The organism is Streptomyces sp. LHD-70 (genome assembly GCF_031157275.1).
Lineage (GTDB): Bacteria > Actinomycetota > Actinomycetes > Streptomycetales > Streptomycetaceae > Streptomyces.
In genome coordinates this window covers 265318-281486 of record NZ_JAVIFW010000003.1, presented here as the reverse complement: position 1 = coordinate 281486, position 16169 = coordinate 265318, and the positions used below count along the sequence as shown (strand labels likewise).

The following is a 16169-nucleotide window of genomic DNA, read 5'->3' as shown; positions in this document are numbered from 1 at the left end:
CGGTTCGCGAGGTGGCCCACACGGCTGTGACCAGCGGTGTCGTACCGGAGCCCGGCCGCGCGGACAGTCCTCAGAGTGCGCGTTCGCGGCCCTCCCAGTACGGTGCGCGCAGCCGTCGTTTGTAGAGCTTGCCGTTGGGGTCGCGGGGCATCGCGGCGATGAAGTCGACGGACTTGGGCCGCTTGTAGCCGGCGAGGCGTTCCTCGCAGTGGGCGAGGATGTCGGTGGCGAGCGCGTCCCCGGAGGTGTGGCCGTCGGCGACCTCGACGACGGCCTTGACCTCCTCGCCCCAGTCGTCGTGCGGGATGCCGAACGCGGCGGCGTCGGCGACGGCGGGGTGGCCGAGGAGCACCGACTCGATCTCCGCCGGGTAGATGTTGACGCCCCCGGAGATGATCATGTCGATCTTGCGGTCGCGCAGGAAGAGATAGCCGTCCTCGTCGAGGACGCCGAGGTCGCCCACGGTGAAGAAGTCCCCGATCCGGTTCTTCCGGGTCTTGTCCTCGTCCTTGTGGTAGGCGAAGCCGCCGGTCGACATCTTCATGTAGACGGTGCCGAGTTCGCCGGGCGGCAGCCGGTTGCCGTCGTCGTCGAAGACGGCGAGTTCGCTGATCGGCCAGGCCTTGCCGACGGTGCCGGGCTTCTTCAGCCAGTCCTCGGCGGTGGCGAAGGCGCCGCCGCCCTCGCTGGCCGCGTAGTACTCCTCGACGCAGCTCCCCCACCAGTCGATCATGGCCCGCTTCACATGGTCCGGGCAGGGCGCGGCGCCGTGGATGGCGTGCCGCATCGAGGACACGTCGTACCGGTCCTTGGTCTCCTGCGGCAGCGCGAGCAGCCGGTGGAACTGGGTGGGGACCATGTGCGTGTGCGTGCAGGAGTGCCGGTCGATGAGGCGCAGCATCTCCTCGGGCGTCCACTTGTCCATCAGGACGAGCGGGTGCCCGATGTGCAGCGACGCGCCCGCGAACTGCAGCACGGCCGTGTGGTAGAGCGGCGAGCAGACGAGGTGGACGTTGCCGTCGAAGGGCTTGACGCCGAAGATGCCGAGGAACCCGCCGAGGTACGACTCCTCGGGGAGCTTTCCGGAGAGCGGGCGGCGGATGCCCCGGGGGCGGCCGGTGGTGCCCGAGGTGTAGTTCATGACCCAGCCGAGGGTCCGTTCGGCGGGCGCGGACTCGGGCTGCCCGTCCAGGAGTCGGTCGTACGGACGGAATCCCTCGACCGTGCCGACCGCGTACCGCCGACTGTCGGGGAGCTTCGCCTCGTCGGCGGCGGCGCGGGCGGCGTCGGCGAAGCGCTCGTGGGCGATGAGGACCTTGGCACCGGAGTCGGAGACGATCCAGGCGATCTCGGGGCCGACGAGGTGATGGTTGACGGGGACCAGGTAGAAGCCGGCCTGGGCGGCGGCGAGGTAGGCGGTGAAGAACTCCACTCCGTTGGGGAGGACGACGGCGAAGGCGTCCCCCTTTTCGAGGCCCGCCTCGCGGAGGGCGTGGACCATCCGGTTGGCGGCGGCGTGCAGGCGGGCTGCGGACCATTCTTCCCCGTCCGGGGCGTGCAGGACCGTGCGGTCCTGGTCGGCTTGGGCCTGCGCCCAGAAGCCGTTGGGGTGGTCGGGCATGTGCGGCATCCCTTCTGCGGAGTTCTGTTCCTGGCCGGGTGCGGCTTTCGTCGTGGTTGCTCGCGCAGTTCCCCGCGCCCCTGAGATGGGCACTTCGTGCGCCATCTCCCGGGCCCCTCAGGGGCGCGGGGCTGTGACATATGCGGCTCCGCCGCGTGGGCGCGACCAGCCCCCACCTGCCCGCGGAAAACAACGAAACAGGGGAGCGCGGCTCAACGGCCCGCTATCCGATTGATCCGATCGATCGCCCGCTCGAACCCCCGAGTCAGCTCGTCGAAGACACCCCGCACGCTCCGCTCGGCGTTCATCCGGCCGACGATCTGCCCCACCGGCGTACCGAGGAGCGCGTCCACCTCGTACTTCTGGATCCGGGACACAGCCTCCGCGACGAGCAGGCCCTGGAGGGGCATCGGCAGGGCGCCGGGGCCGGCCGGGTCGTCCCAGGCGTCGGTCCACTCGGTGCGGAGCTGGCGCGCGGGTTTGCCGGTGAGGGCGCGGGAGCGGACCGTGTCGGACGAGGTGGCCGCGAGGAGTTTCTCGGTGAGCTTGCGGGAGTGCAGGTCGGCCTCGGTGGTGGTGAGCCAGATGGAGCCGGTCCACACGCCCTGCGCGCCCAACGCCAGTGCGGCGGCGATCTGTTCGCCGCTGCCGATGCCGCCGGCGGCGAGGACGGGGAGCGGGGCGACCGCCTCGACCGCGTCGGGTGTGAGCACCATGGAGGCGATCTCGCCGGTGTGGCCGCCCGCCTCGTAGCCCTGCGCGACGACGATGTCGATCCCGGCGTCGGCGTGCTTGCGCGCGTGCCGGGCGCTGCCCGCGAGGGCGGCGACGAGGATGCCGTGGGCGTGGGCGCGCTCGATGACGTCGGCGGGCGGCGAGCCGAGGGCGTTGGCGAGGAGTTTGATCGGGTAGTCGAAGGCGACGTCGAGCTGGCTGCGGGCGACCTGTTCCATCCAGCCCGTGATGCGCCAGCCGGAGGCCTCCCCCTCGGCGAGTTCGGGTACGCCGTGCTTGGCGAGGGTGGCCTGGACGAACTCCCGGTGCCCGGCCGGGATCATCGCCTCGACATCGGCCTCGGACAGTGTTTGATTCCCTTTGGCTTCGACCTTCTTGGCGGGCATCACCACGTCCAGGCCGTAGGGCTTGCCGTCGGTGTGGGCGTGCACCCAGTCGAGGTCGCGTTTGAGGTCGTCGGGGGCGGTGTAGCGGACTGCTCCGAGCACGCCGAAACCGCCGGCCCTGCTGATGGCGGCGGCCACCGCGGGGAAGGGCGTGAAGCCGAAGATGGCGTGCTCGACTCCGAGTTTCTTGCTCAGCTCCGTCTGCATGCGCGCAGGATGCCGCAGCGCGTCGGCCGACGGAAGAGATTTTCTGATGCAGTGTCAGATTCCCTGCGGCTGCCGCCACTTCGGCTCACGGGGTTGACACCGACCAGGCCCGGCAAGAAAGTTTCAGCTGTCGAGGGCGCGTACGAAAGATACTTTCACGCGGGGAGGCGGGCACATGGGGGAAGGCCGCGCGGACGGCGACAGACGAGGCCTCACCCGGCGCCGCCTCGGCACCGGCCTGATGGCCCTGGGCGGGGCGGTCGCGCTCGCCCCCTTCCCCGCGGGCCCCGCGGCGGCGGCCCCACCGGAGGCCGCGCCCGACGCCCCCGGCGACCGGCCCACACTCCGCCACGGCTCCGCCGAACGCGCCGGGCTGCTCCCCGGCGAGCTGCGCCAACTCGTCGCGGACGCCGAGAAGTTCCTCGGCCCCTCGCCCAGGCATCCCTGGTACGCGGGCGCTGTGCTCCTCGCCGGGCGCGGCGGAACGGTGGCGCTGCACCAGCCGATCGGCATGGCCGTGCGCTACTCCGCGTACGAGGAGAAGACCGACACCGGTGTGGAGTTCCCGCCCAGCAGCAGATCCCGGCCGCCGCCGACACGGTCTACGACCTGGCGTCCGTCTCCAAGCTGTTCACGTCCATCCTGGCCGTCCAGCAGATCGAGCGGGGCGAACTGGGGCTCGAGGACCGGGTGGCGCAGCATCTGCCGGAGTTCGGCTCCGGCGGCAAACAGCACGTGACGGTACGCCAACTCCTCACGCACACGTCCGGGTTCCGCGCCTGGATCCCGCTCTACAAGGAGCCGACGTACGAGGGCAAGCTCCAGCTCATCTGGGACGAGCAGCTGCTCGCCCCGCCCGGCACGGCCTATCTCTACTCGGACCTCAACCTGATCTCCCTCCAGCTGGTCCTGGAGAAGATCACCGGACGGCCGCTCGACGCCCTGCTCCGCGACGAGATCACGGCACCGCTCGGCATGCGCCGCACCCGCTACAACCCGCCCGCGTCCTGGCGCCCGAAGATCGCCGCGACCGAGGACGCCCGGCAGCCCTGGTCAGGACTCGAACGCGGACTGGTCTGGGGCGAGGTGCACGACGAGAACGCCTTCAGCCTCGGCGGGGTCGCCGGGCACGCGGGCGTGTTCTCCTGCGCCTGGGACCTCGCCGTGCTCGGGCGCACGCTGCTCAACGGCGGTTCGTACGGCCGGGCCCGGATCCTGCGGCCGGAGTCGGTGGAGCTGATGTTCACCGACTTCAACACCGACTTCCCGGGCGACGAGCACGGCCTCGGCTTCGAGCTCTACCAGCACTGGTACATGGGCGCGATGGCCACCCCGCGCACCGCGGGCCACACCGGCTTCACCGGCACCTGCCTGGTCCTCGACCCGACCACCGACTCGTTCCTGGTGATGCTCGGCAACTCCGTTCATCCGGCGCGGAGTTGGCGCTCGGGCTCGGCGCCCCGGGTGGCCGCGGCGAACCGGCTCGCCCGCGCCGTTCCCGTACGACCGGCCCACGGCCGCACCGCCTGGTACTCCGGCATGGCGGGCTCGACCACGGCCACGCTCACGCTCCCCGACCTCGGCCTCTCCTCCACCCGCGCCCGGCTGCGCTGCTCCCTGTGGTGGGACACCGAGCCCGGCTCCGACCGGCTGCACTTGGAGGCGTCCGACGACGGGGGCACGACCTGGCACCCGGTGCCCTTCACGACCCGCCGCGCCGGTCAGGAACCCGAGCACCACACGTCCGGTTCCGTCTCGGGCTACGCGGGCCGCGTCTGGCACCGCCTGACGGCGGATCTCGCACGGTGGCGGGGCGGTCAGGTCCGGCTGCGGTGGCGGTACGCCACGGATCGGTTGTACGTGGGGCGGGGGGTGTACGTGGACGGGGTGCGGGTGGAGGACGGAGCACGGACGGTCTTCGACGAGGCCCGTCCGGGGGATGCGGCGGGGGTTGTGGCGGTCGGGTGGGGGCGGTCGTCGGACTGAGACGGGCCCCTATTTCAGCCCGTCCGGCGTGTGAGGACGCGCCCGAAGGGCGATCTGCGGTGCCGCTGTCCGCAGGACTTTCGGGAAGGGGCGGGCAGGGGAAAGGAACGCCCTGGCCCGCCCGGCCCGACCTCAGTACTGCTGCGGAGGCTGCTGTCCATACGGCGCCTGCTGCCCGTACGGCTGCTGCTGCGGCTGACCGCCGTACGGCTGCTGCTGACCGTAAGCCGGAGGCTGGGGCTGCTGCTGGGGCTGCGGCGCGTAAGGCTGCTGCTGGTACTGCTGCGGCTCCTGCTGCTGATACTGCTGCGGCGGCGGCTGCTGCTGATACTGCTGCTGCGCAACCTGCGGCGCCTGGTTGCCGAACTGCTGCCCGCCGTACGGCTGTTGCTGTTGCGGCGGAACCTGCCCAGCAGGCGGCCCCATCGGCACCGCATGGGCCGCGAGCGAGCTGCCCGCAGGGACGTAATGCACCCGGCCCGTCGGGTCAGGGACCTGCACATACCCGGCCGCCTGCAACTGCGCCCCGTACTTGGCGTGCTGCTTGCGGTGGTAGAACACCATCCCCACAGCCAGGCACATCGCGAAAACCCAGAACGGGATCCAGAACGCCGCCGCGTCCGCACCGTCCCGCATCAGACGCAGCAGCACCACGACCGTGATCGGGATGACCGCCAGGACGCGGCGCTTCTCGTTGTGCCGGCCGCTGAGGTCGAAGTGGACCTGCGTCTTGAGGAGTTCGGGCGCCTGCTGCGGCAGCGGCGGCAGCTGACCGCCGGCCGCCGCCTGCGGGAACTGCGCCCACGCCTGCTGCGCACGCTGCTGCGCCTGCGGCTGCGTGTCGGGGACCATCAGGAGCTGGGTGCCCTTGCTGACATAGCGGGCGTCGGCGTACTGGTAGCCGAACTGCTCACCGAGGTGCGCGAGTCGGGACAGTTTGCCCACGGTCGCCCACATGCTGGTGACCTCGACGGGCGCCCCCTGCGCCATCAGGCTCACCATGGTGCGGACCTGGCCAGTGCTCACGGTTCTCCCTCCCCGGCGGGCAGACCTTGCACGTTCCGCCGTCGGGTCACCCTTTCACACCGGCCGGGCCTCCTCCGCCCCTGGTCAGTGCCCCAGAACGACCATCGCGGCGTTGTGTCCCGGAATGCCGCTGACGCCCCCGCCGCGCACCGCGCCCGCCCCGCACAGCAGGACGTTGGCGTACGAGGTCTCCACACCCCACCGCCCGGTTCCCTCCTGTGCGTACGGGAACGACAGGTCGCGGTGGAAGATGTTGCCGCCGGGCAGCCTGAGGTCCCGTTCCAGGTCGAGCGGGGTCTTCGCCTCGATACACGGGCGGCCCTGCGCGTCCTCCGCCAGGCAGTCCGCGAGGGGCTCGTCGAGGTAGGAGTCGAGCTGCGCGAGGGTCGACTTCAGGAGTGCCTCGCGGGCCGCGTCGTTGTCGGCGGTGAACAGGCGGGCCGGGGCGTGCAGGCCGAAGAGGGTGAGGGTCTGGTAGCCCTCGGCGGCGAGCTCCGCGCCGAGGATCGACGGGTCGGTCAGGGAGTGGCAGTAGATCTCCGACGGGGGCGCGGTGGGCAGCCGGCCCGCGCTCGCCTCGGCGTACGCGGTGGCCAACTGCCCGTATCCCTCGGCGACATGGAACGTACCGGCGAAGGCGCGGCGCGGGTCGACGGCGCTGTCGCGGAGCCGGGGCAGCCGCTTGAGCAGCATGTTGACCTTGAGCTGGGCGCCCTCCGCCGGGGGCTCGGGCGGGGTTTCGCCGAGCAGGGACGCCAGGGCCTCGGGCGAGGCGTTGACGAGGACGTGCCGTGCGGTGACCGTGGCCTCGGTGCCGTCGGGGGTGCGGTGGGTGACCTCGGCACGGCTGCCGTCGGTGTCGATGTGCAGCACCTCGTGGCCGGTGCGGAGGTCGGCGCCCGCGGCGCGCGCGGACTCGGCGAGTGCGTCGGTCAGCGCGCCCATGCCGCCGACGGGCACGTCCCAGTCGCCGGTGCCGCCGCCGACCACGTGGTAGAGGAAGCAGCGGTTCTGCCGCAGGGATGGATCGTGGGCGTCGGCGAACGTGCCGATCAGCGCGTCCGTGAGGGCCACTCCGCGGACGAGGTCGTCGTCGAAGTGCTCCTCGATCGCCGCGCCGATCGGCTCCTCGAACACCATCCGCCAGGCCGCCTCGTCGTCGATGCGCTCGCGCAGCTCGGCCCTGGTGGGCAGCGGTTCGGTCAGGGACGGGAAGACGCGCTCGGCGAGCCGCGCCGTCCTCGCGTAGAACTCCTGCCAGGACGTGAACTCCCGTTCGGAACCGGTGAGTTCACGGAAGCCCTCGCGATTGCGGGCGGCCTGCCCGGTGACGAGGAGCCCGGTGTCGCGGCCGCCGCGGCTGACCGGCGTGTACGAGGAAACGTCCCGCTTGCGGACCGCGAAGGACAGGTCGAGGTCCCGCACGACCTTCTTCGGCAACAGGCTGACCAGGTACGAGTACCGGGAGAGGCGCGCGTCCACCCCTTCGAAGGCGTAACGGGACACGGCGGCGCCGCCGGTGTGGTCGAGGCGTTCCAGGACGAGGACACGGCGTCCGGCGCGGGCGAGGTAGGCGGCGGCGACGAGGCCGTTGTGGCCGCCGCCGACGATCACGGCGTCGTAGGTGTTGCTGGTCGAGGTGGGCATGGCTCTTGCTAACACGGGGGTGGGGTGGGGGCCACCCGTTCAGCCCGTCCTGGGGGCACCTCCCAGCGAACCGCTACCTCCCCCGCTGCGCCGCGATCCGTCCGTACAGCTCAGCCGCCTCCGCCCCGCGCCCCAGCTGCTCCAGGCACTGCGCCTCGTCGTGGCGGGCGGCGAGGGCCTCGGGGTGGCCGGTGCCCAGGACACGTTCGCGGGAGTCGGCGATCCGGTGGTACTCGGCGAGCGACTCATCCCAGCGGCCGAGCCAGCCGCACCCGACGGCGACCTCGCGGCGGCTGACCAGGGTGTCGGAGTGGTCGGCGCCCAGGGCCCGTACGCGCGCGGCGCACACCTCCTGGGCCTCCGCCAGGGCCTCCTGCCAGCGGCCGAGGCGGCCCAGGTTGACGCCGATGCCGTGCCGGGCGCGGAGCGTCTCCGGGTGCTCGGGGCCGTGCACGCGGGCGCGGTCGGCGGCCAGGTCGCGGTAGAGGGCGAGGGCCTCGGCGCTGTGGCCCAGGCGGCCGAGGCTGATGCCGACCTCGTAGCGCGCGGCGAGCGTGTCCGGGTGCTCGGGCCCGAGGGCCTGGCCGCGCGCCTCGGCCACCTCGCGGTAGGTCTGCAGCGCCTCGGCCCAGCGGCCCAACTGGCCCAGGGCGTACGCCACTTCGTACCGCGTCACGAGCGTGTCGGGGTGCAGTGGGCCGAGGATACGGGCGCGGGCGTCGGCCACCTCGCCGGCCGTGCGGTGCGCCTCCTCCAGGCGGCCGAGGCGGCTGAGGTTGTAGGCGAGGTTGTGGCGGCAGCGCAGAGTGTCGGGGTGGTCGGGGCCGAGGCGCGGGGAGCGTTCGCGGCCGGCGAGCACGGCCGAGTAGACCTCGTGCGCCTCGAAGTGCCGGCCCAGCTGGCCGAGTACGTAGGCGACCTCCTGGCGGGCGCCGAGCGTGTCGGGGTGGTCGGCGCCGAGGGCGCGTTCGCGGCCGCGGGCGACGTGCTCGAACTCGCGCAGGGCCTCGCCGGGCCGGCCGGTGCGGCTGAGGGTGAAGGCCACTTCGTACCGGCTGGCGAGGGTGTCGGGGTGGCCGGCGCCGAGGGCCTGTTCGCGTTCGGCGGCGACTTCGCGGTGCACCTCGACGGCCTCGTCCCAGCGGCCGAGGCGGCTCAGGCTGAGGCCCGCGGTGTGCCGGGTGGCGAGGACGGAGAGCAACTCCGGGGGTGCGGTGGAGCGTTCGGCGCGGCGGGGCTGTCCGGCGTCGGGGGTGCGGCGGCCGTCGATCCGGGAGATCCACTCGCCGGTGAGGCCTGCGGCGGCGTCGAGCGGGACGGCGCGCAGGTCGACGGCGCCGGTGGCCTTGGGGCCCGTGGTCATGCCGCGGGTCCAGTCCGGCAGTTGGGCGTTGGCCTTCTGCGGTGCGGCCGGGCGTGGGGCCGGGTGGGCGAGGGTGCCGCCGCGGGCGGCGGTGATGCGCTGGGCGAGTTCGCGGGCGTCGCCGGGGCGGTCGTCGGGGGACTTGGCGAGCAGGTCCAGGACGATCCGCTCCAGGAACTCGGGGAGTTCGGGCCGGTGGCTGCGGGGCGGATCGGGTGTGGTGTCGCGGTGTCCGAGGAGTACGGCCCAGGCGTCGCCGTGGTTGAAGGGCGGGGCGCCGGTGGCGATCTCGTACAGGACGCAGCCGAGGGAGTAGAGGTCGCTGCGGTAGTCGATCGGCTCGCCGCCGATCTGCTCGGGCGACATGTAGTGCGGGGTGCCCATGGCGATGTTGGTGCCGGTGAGCTTCGCGGTGAAGCCGACGTCGTGGCCGAGCCGGGCGATGCCGAAGTCGCAGATCTTCACCGTGCCGTCGGTGAGCCGCATGATGTTGGCGGGCTTCAGGTCGCGGTGGATGATGCTCTGGTCGTGGGTGTACGCGAGGGCGTGCGCGACCTGTTCGGTGACGTCGACGACGTCCGGCACGGAGAGCGGACCGGGGCCGTTCTCGTCCATCAGCTGGCTGAGGTTGCGGCCGTCCAGGAGCTCCATGACGAGGTAGAGCACGCCGTCGTCCTCGCCGAAGTCGTGCACGACGGTGATGCCGCGGTGCTGCAGGGACGCGGCGACGCGGGCCTCGCGCCGGAAGCGTTCGCGCAGCACCTTGCCGATGCCCGGGTCGCCCTGTTGGGGGCCGAGCGGCTTGAGGCACTTCACGGCGACATGCCGGTCGAGCGACTCGTCGTGGGCGCGCCACACCTCGCCCATGCCGCCGCGCCCGATCCGGTCGAGCAGCCGGTACCGGCCCTGGATCAGCCTGGTGTCCGCCATCTCGTGGTATCGCCCCCGTCGCCTCGCATCGCCCTCCCCGGCCCGTCCAGTATGGCTGCCTGTCCGCGGAGTTTGTACGGTGCGGGTCGGCTGCCGGGGCCGAGCCGCGCCATCGCCCGCAGGATGTGCTTGGGCGGCAGCTGCCAGCGCAGATATGCGGGAACGCAGCGCAGGATGTTACCGGCGGCGCGCAACCGCAGGTCCACCACCCCCTGTTCGGGCGCGCGCCGGCCGTACAACTCGTGGGCGTACGGGGGCAGTGCGGCGTACGCGAGGTTCGCCACGCGCCGCCAGAGCAGGTCGCGCGCGGGGACGAGGAGCGGCGGTGTGGTCGGGCTCCGCAGGAAGTCGTCCACCTCCCGCGCCTCTGCGCCGACGGCGAGCCGGGGCCGTTCGCGCGCGAAGTACGCCCGCATCTCGGCCCGGTCGGCGGGCACGTCGGCGGGGTCGAGGCCGACGAGGCGGGCGCTCTCGCGCTGTTCGTCGATGTACCGGTCGGCGAGGGACGGGGTGAGCGGGAAGCCGGAGCGCCGCAGCACTTCGACGTAGCTGGCGACCTCGGCGCAGTGCACCCACAGGAGCAGCTCGGGCTCGTCGACGCGGTACACCTCGCCGGTGTCGGGGTCGGTGGCCTTGAGCCGGCGGTGGATGCGGCGGATCCGGGCGGCGGCCTGTTCGGCGTCCTGTGCGGTGCCGTAGCTGAGGGTGCCGACGAAGTCCGCGGTACGGAGCAGGCGGCCCCAGGCGTCCCGGCGAAAGTCCGAGTTCTGCAGGACGCCGCGGACGACGCGCGGGTGCAGGGCTTGCAGGTACAGCGCGCGGACGCCCGCGATCCACATCATCGGGTCGGCGTGCATCTGCCAGGTCACGGTGCCGGGCCCGAAGAACCCGGGATCCGCGCCCTCGCCGCTGCTCACGTCCCGCACGGTCGCGCCTCCTGCCGCTTGTTACCCAGGGTAGGCGCGTGGCCCGCCGGGCGGGAGGGGGCGGGTTTCAGCCTCCGTACGGGTGCGGGTCCAGGTGGCTCAGGCGGTACGGGAACGCGTCGGACATCTTGTGCCAGCCCTGGCCCTGGAACTGCACCGAGCACCACGAGCCGTCGGAGAACCCGATCTCGTGGCAGCCGCCGACGTCGTCGCTGCGGTCCCGGATCCAGTTGACATGCCGCACGTCCATGGACCAGCCGGCCTCGACGCGGCGGGGTGTGCCGCGGAAGGACCCCGCGTGGGAGACGTACACGAGCTGGAGGCGGCGGTCGGTGACCTGCATGACCGTGTCCACGCCGTTTCTGCTGCGCGGGTGCAGGGCGCGGGCGAGCTGCCCGGCCAGGCTGTCCCAGCCGCCGCTGAAGGGCTTGCCGCCGGGCCTCTTCCTGCCGCCGGACGGGTCCGGGACCAGGGTGAGGGTCGAGAGCACCAGGTAGACGTTCAACGGGGTCAGGCACCAGCTGAAGAGCGTGCGCCACTCACCCCGCAGGACGCGGGGTCGGCGGAACCTCCCGGGCTTCGGCGCCCGCGTCGCCACCGCGGCCACATGCGCCCCGCGCACCGCCTCCCCCGCCGGCACCTGGTCCCGCGCCCGCTCGACCGCGGCCCGCGTCCGCTCCGTCGCCCTGCCCACCTGAGGTCCTCCCCCGTCTACCTGCCGTTTCGTGGGGGATTCCATCACGTACGGCCTCCGAACGTCGATTCCGGTGCCGGGTAAGGGGGTTGGGAGGTGCGGTCAGGCTTCGAGCACGACGACCGCCTCGTCCGTGTACGCGAGAAACGTCAGCGCCTCGTGGAAGTAGAGCTCGATGTGGTGGGCGTCGTGGGAGGCGTAGCCGATGGCGACGTCCTGGCCGAGGTGGAGTTCGAAGTCGCCGCCGCGGGTGGAGAGGACGAAGCCGCCGCTGAGGGCGGGGGCCCAGATCGGGGTGCCGTCGAGCATGCGGGCGAGGTGGGCGGCGATCGGGTAGCCGTGGTCGGAGGTCTCGCTGACGGCTCTGTACTCCTCGGCGCCCAGGAGGAGTTGGTACGGGCCGTCGACCCCGGCGAGGCGGAGTTCGGTGAGGGCGCGGCTGACCGCGTCGGGGTAGTCACGCGCCTCGGCCGGGAGGCTCACGACCGGGTTGGAGGAGCAGGCGCGCAGGCCGTCGATCTGGGCGGCGGCGTACCCGTCGAAGATCGTGCGGTCCTCGACGTGCGCCATGGTGCGCGCGGCGTCCTTGACGGGCTGCCAGTCGGAGTCCTGGGCGCCGCGGTCCACGTCGTCGACGGCGGCGCGGTCGACGGTGAACGGCACTCGCAGCTCGACCAGCGGTCTGCACTCGCGCAGCCGGGCGGTGACGCCGGGGGCGGGCGGGGTCATGTCGATGAGGTGGCCGGTGCCGACGGCGGAGAGCTGGGGGCCGCCGGCGTCGGGGACGTCGACGACGCGACGGCCGGCGACGTGGCGGCGGAAGGTGCGGCGGGCCTCCTCCTCGATCTCGGCCCAGGCGGCCGGGGTGATCGGGGCGAGTTCGCGGTGCAGGTTGGTGACGACGGGGGGCGTCATGGCGTTCCTTTCAGGCTGCCGATGCCGAGGGAGCCGCTGCGGACGGGCTGCGGGGCGGGCTCGGGCGCCTCGGCCGGTGCGGCGGGTGCGGCGGGCTCGGCGAGTTCGACGGACTCGGTGGGCAGGACCGCCACGGCGGACGGGCCGGGGTCGGGGTCTGCGAGGGAGGCTCCAGCGGGTTGGGGCTCCGGGGCCTGCCCGGACTCGGACGCGGGAGCGGAAGCGGGAGCGGAAGCGGAAGCGGACGGCGGGGCGGGGAAGTCCTCGAGCAGCTCGGCGCTGGGTACGAAGAAGAGGCCGCCGGTGACGGCCGTGGAGAAGTCGAGGATGCGGTCCGTGGTGCCGGGCGGATCGCCGATGAACATGTTGCGCAGCATCCGCTCGGTCACGTCGGGCGTGTGCGCGTAGCCGATGAAGTACGTGCCGAACTCGCCCTGGCCGACCTGCCCGAACGGCATGTTCTCGCGGACGATCTTCCGCTCCGTGCCGTCGTCGTCCTCGACCGTGGTGAGCGCGACGTGCGAGTCGGCGGGCTTGGCGTCGTCGGCCATCTCGATGTTGTCCGCCTTGCTGCGGCCGATGACGCGTTCCTGTTCCTCGACGCTGAGCGCGTTCCAGGCGGCCATGTCGTGCACGTACTTCTGCACGATGACGTAACTCCCGCCGCGGAAGGGCGGGTCCTCGTCGCCGATGTGGACCGCGTCGTGGGCGGCGCCGCCCGTGGGGTTCTCGCTGCCGTCGACGAAGCCGAGGAGGTCGCGGGCGTCGAAGTAGCCGAATCCGTGCACCTCGTCGACGACGGTGACGGCGTCGCCCAGCGCGTCCACGATCAGCCGGGCCAGCTCGAAGCAGAGGTCGAGGCGGCGGGCGCGCAGGTGGAAGAGGAGGTCGCCGGGGGTGGCCGGGGCGGCGTGCCGGGGGCCCTGGAGGGCTTCGAAGGGGTGCAGCTCGCGGGGGCGGGGCCCGCCGGCGAGGCGGTCCCAGGCGTGCGAGCCGATCCCGGCGACACAGGCGAGGCCCGCCGCGGGCTCGCGGAAGGAGACCGAGCGGATCAGCCCGGCGAGGTCCTGGAGCGTCTCGCGCACCGCGTCCTCGCCGCCGGGGTTCACGGTGGCGACCAGGAAGACCGCGGCCTTCGCGGGCGGGGTGATGACGGGTTGCGCTGCGACCATGGGACTCCCGTCGGAGAATGACAGAGAACGTCACCAAACGGTGACAAAGCGGACCGATTGGTCGGCGTCAGCCTAGGCGGGGCCGCCCGAGGGTGCAGCCCCGCGTACGCACCCCGAGGACCGGACCGCTTGCCGGGGCGCCCGCCTGCGGGGCCACCTCGCGCCCGCACAAGGGGTCACCCCGCACCCCCACAGGGGCCACCTCGCACCCGTACACGGGAAGGGTTGAGAGTCTTGAGCATCGACGAGGAGCGACCGGACGTCCGGGAGCCCGAGGTGGGTCCCGCCCCCGACGGACAGCCCGAGTTCCGCCCGTACCACCACCCCGCCGCGGGCTGGGGCGCCGCGAGGAGCGTGACGTCGTTCCTCGTACGCGAGCACGCGTTCGTGGACGGGCCGCGGGCCGTCATGAAGATGAACCACGAGCGGACCGGCTTCGACTGTCCCGGCTGCGCCTGGCCGGACGACACCAAGGGCCTGCATCTGGACATCTGCGAGAACGGCATCAAGCACGTCACCTGGGAGATGACCCCGAAGCGGGTCGACCGCGCGTTCTTCGCCGCGCACTCCGTGACGGAGCTGTTCGAGTGGAGCGACCACGACCTGGAGGACCAGGGCCGGCTGACCGAGCCGATGGTGTACGACCCGGACACCGACCACTACGTCCCGATCGGCTGGAAGGACGCGTTCGAGCTGCTCGGACGGCATCTGCGGGAGCTCGACGACCCGAACCGGGCCGCGTTCTACACCTCGGGGCGGCTCGGCAACGAGGCCACGTTCCTGTACCAGTTGATGGCCCGCGAGCTCGGCACCAACAACCTGCCGGACTGCTCCAACATGTGCCACGAGGCGAGCGGCCGCGCGCTCCAGGCCGCCCTGGGCACGGGCAAGGGGACCGTCGACCTCAAGGACTGGGAGTCCGCCGACGCGCTGTTCATCCTCGGCGTCAACGCGGCCTCCAACGCGCCCCGCATGCTGACGGCACTGGCCGAGGCGTACCACCGCGGCGCGCAGATCGTGCACGTCAACCCGCTGGTGGAGGCGGCCGCGACGCGCACGATCGTGCCGCACGACTTCCTCGACATGGCCCGGTTCAAGACGACGAGGACGAGCACCCTCAACCTTCAGGTGCGCATCGGCGGCGACATGGCGCTGCTGCGCGGGATGGCCAAGGCGATCCTGGAGCGGTCGGCGCAGGACCCGAAGGCCCTGGACCGGGAGTTCATCGACCGGCACACCACGGGCTTCGACGCGTACCGCGCGCTCTGCGCGTCCACGTCCTGGGACGAGTTGGAGGAGCAGTCGGGCCTCAGCCGCGCCGACATCCTCGAGGCGGCGCGCGTGTACGAGGAGGCGGACCGGTCCATCGTCAGCTGGTGCCTGGGCCTGACGCAGCACGAGCACGGTGTCGACACGGTCCGGGAGATCGTCAACCTCCTTCTGCTGCGCGGCAATCTGGGCCGCGAGGGTGCGGGCCCCTCCCCCGTGCGCGGGCACAGCAACGTCCAGGGCAACCGCACCTGCGGCATCGACCACCGGCCCACCGAAGCCTTCCTCGACCGGCTCGCCGAGGTCTGCGGGATCGAGCCGCCCCGCGAGCACGGCCTGGACACGGTGGCCACGATCAAGGCGATGCGGCGCGGTGACGTGACGGTGTTCGTCGGCATGGGCGGCAACTTCGCCCTGGCGGCGCCGGACACGCCCGTCACGTACGAGGCGCTGCGCAACTGCTCGCTGACCGTGCAGGTCAGCACGAAACTGAATCGCAGTCATGTGGTGCACGGGAAGCGGGCGTTGATCCTGCCGTGCCTCGGCCGTACCGAGAAGGACCATCAGCGCAAGGGTGCCCAGCGGACGTCCGTCGAGGACTCGATGAGCATGGTGCATCTGTCGCTCGGCATGAAGCGGCCCGCGTCGGAGCATCTGCTCTCGGAACCGGCGATCGTCGCGGGCATCGCGCGCGCCGCGCTGCCGGAGAGCGAGACGCCCTGGGACTGGTACATCGAGGACTACGACCGCATCCGCGACACCATGGCCCAAGCACTCGACGGCTTCGAGGACTTCAACCGGCGGGTGCGGCTGCCGCTCGGCTTCCGCATCAAGCAGCCCGCCCGCGAGCTGGTCTTCCGCACCCCGTCGGGGCGCGCCGAGTTCTCCGCCGCTCCCCTGCCGAACGTCGTCCCCGAGCCGGGCACACTCACGCTCGGCACGATGCGCTCGCACGACCAGTGGAACACCACGATCTACTCCGACAACGACCGCTACCGCGGCATCAAGAACCTGCGCACGCTCGTCTTCATGAACCGGGCCGACATGCGGGAGCGCGGTATCGACGACATGGCGCCGGTGCACATCACGAGCACGGCGCGCGACGGCAGCGAGAGGTCGGTCGAGGGCTATCTGGCGGTGCCGTACGACATTCCGCGGGGCTGCGCGGCCGGATACATGCCGGAGATGAATGTGCTGTGCGCGCTCGGTGACTACAGCACGCAGAGCGATCAGCCGATCATGAAGCATGTACGCGTCACTGTCCGGCCCGCCGGGGGCGGTTGAGGCACCTC

General features: G+C 72.2%; 10 protein-coding genes and 1 pseudogene. 2 read left to right on the top strand and 9 right to left on the bottom strand.

The genetic code is table 11. The features are described from left to right. Positions 1-70: 70 nt before the first annotated feature. On the bottom strand, positions 71-1621 hold the full coding sequence (locus RCO28_RS09345) for an acyl-CoA synthetase (RefSeq protein WP_308940526.1): 1551 nt from the start codon (positions 1619-1621) through the stop codon (positions 71-73). A gap of 212 nt (positions 1622-1833) precedes the next feature. Further along, on the bottom strand, positions 1834-2949 hold the full coding sequence (locus tag RCO28_RS09340) for a nitronate monooxygenase family protein (protein WP_308940525.1): 1116 nt from the start codon (positions 2947-2949) through the stop codon (positions 1834-1836). Between the two features lie 175 nt (positions 2950-3124). Between RCO28_RS09340 and RCO28_RS09335 the strand changes: the two are divergent. Further along, positions 3125-4935 (top strand): annotated as a pseudogene (locus RCO28_RS09335) (serine hydrolase). Positions 4936-5067: 132 nt separating this feature from the next. On the opposite strand, the gene RCO28_RS09330 reads toward RCO28_RS09335, so the two are convergent. The 7 genes from RCO28_RS09330 to RCO28_RS09300 form a co-directional block, all read right to left on the bottom strand. Then, complete coding sequence (locus RCO28_RS09330) at positions 5068-5961, bottom strand: hypothetical protein (protein ID WP_308940524.1); 894 nt, start codon at positions 5959-5961, stop codon at positions 5068-5070. 84 nt (positions 5962-6045) lie between these two features. Continuing rightward, positions 6046-7608: an NAD(P)/FAD-dependent oxidoreductase gene (locus RCO28_RS09325; protein WP_308940523.1), complete on the bottom strand. Its 1563-nt coding sequence runs from the start codon at positions 7606-7608 to the stop codon at positions 6046-6048. Between the two features lie 73 nt (positions 7609-7681). Next, the gene (locus tag RCO28_RS09320; protein ID WP_308940522.1) at positions 7682-9901 is read right to left on the bottom strand and encodes a serine/threonine-protein kinase; all 2220 of its coding nucleotides are present in this window, start codon (positions 9899-9901) and stop codon (positions 7682-7684) included. Beyond that, positions 9883-10758: an oxygenase MpaB family protein gene (locus tag RCO28_RS09315; RefSeq protein ID WP_308940740.1), complete on the bottom strand. Its 876-nt coding sequence runs from the start codon at positions 10756-10758 to the stop codon at positions 9883-9885. The genes RCO28_RS09320 and RCO28_RS09315 overlap by 19 nt, the downstream gene beginning before the upstream one ends. Positions 10759-10894: 136 nt before the next feature. Next, positions 10895-11521, bottom strand: coding sequence for a hypothetical protein (locus RCO28_RS09310; RefSeq protein WP_308940521.1), 627 nt, complete (start codon positions 11519-11521; stop codon positions 10895-10897). A gap of 102 nt (positions 11522-11623) precedes the next feature. Beyond that, complete coding sequence (locus RCO28_RS09305) at positions 11624-12436, bottom strand: family 1 encapsulin nanocompartment shell protein (RefSeq protein ID WP_308940520.1); 813 nt, start codon at positions 12434-12436, stop codon at positions 11624-11626. Next, positions 12433-13608, bottom strand: coding sequence for a Dyp-type peroxidase (locus RCO28_RS09300; protein WP_308940519.1), 1176 nt, complete (start codon positions 13606-13608; stop codon positions 12433-12435). Before RCO28_RS09300 ends, RCO28_RS09305 begins: the two co-directional genes overlap by 4 nt. A gap of 234 nt (positions 13609-13842) precedes the next feature. Here RCO28_RS09300 and RCO28_RS09295 point away from each other — a divergent pair, with 234 nt between their 5' ends. Next, positions 13843-16161 (top strand): FdhF/YdeP family oxidoreductase, encoded by a 2319-nt coding sequence (locus RCO28_RS09295; protein WP_308940518.1) that lies wholly within the window; start codon positions 13843-13845, stop codon positions 16159-16161. The last annotated feature ends 8 nt before the right edge of the window (positions 16162-16169 follow it).

What these genes read in the sequence shown, in the direction of transcription:
- RCO28_RS09345 (WP_308940526.1), bottom strand. Translation starts at nt 1,621, where the DNA reads ATGCCCGACCACCCCAACGGCTTCTGGGCGCAGGCCCAAGCCGACCAG.
- RCO28_RS09340 (WP_308940525.1), bottom strand. Translation starts at nt 2,949, where the DNA reads ATGCAGACGGAGCTGAGCAAGAAACTCGGAGTCGAGCACGCCATCTTC.
- RCO28_RS09325 (WP_308940523.1), bottom strand. Translation starts at nt 7,608, where the DNA reads ATGCCCACCTCGACCAGCAACACCTACGACGCCGTGATCGTCGGCGGC.
- RCO28_RS09320 (WP_308940522.1), bottom strand. Translation starts at nt 9,901, where the DNA reads ATGGCGGACACCAGGCTGATCCAGGGCCGGTACCGGCTGCTCGACCGG.
- RCO28_RS09315 (WP_308940740.1), bottom strand. Translation starts at nt 10,758, where the DNA reads ATGCACGCCGACCCGATGATGTGGATCGCGGGCGTCCGCGCGCTGTAC.
- RCO28_RS09305 (WP_308940520.1), bottom strand. Translation starts at nt 12,436, where the DNA reads ATGACGCCCCCCGTCGTCACCAACCTGCACCGCGAACTCGCCCCGATC.
- RCO28_RS09300 (WP_308940519.1), bottom strand. Translation starts at nt 13,608, where the DNA reads ATGGTCGCAGCGCAACCCGTCATCACCCCGCCCGCGAAGGCCGCGGTC.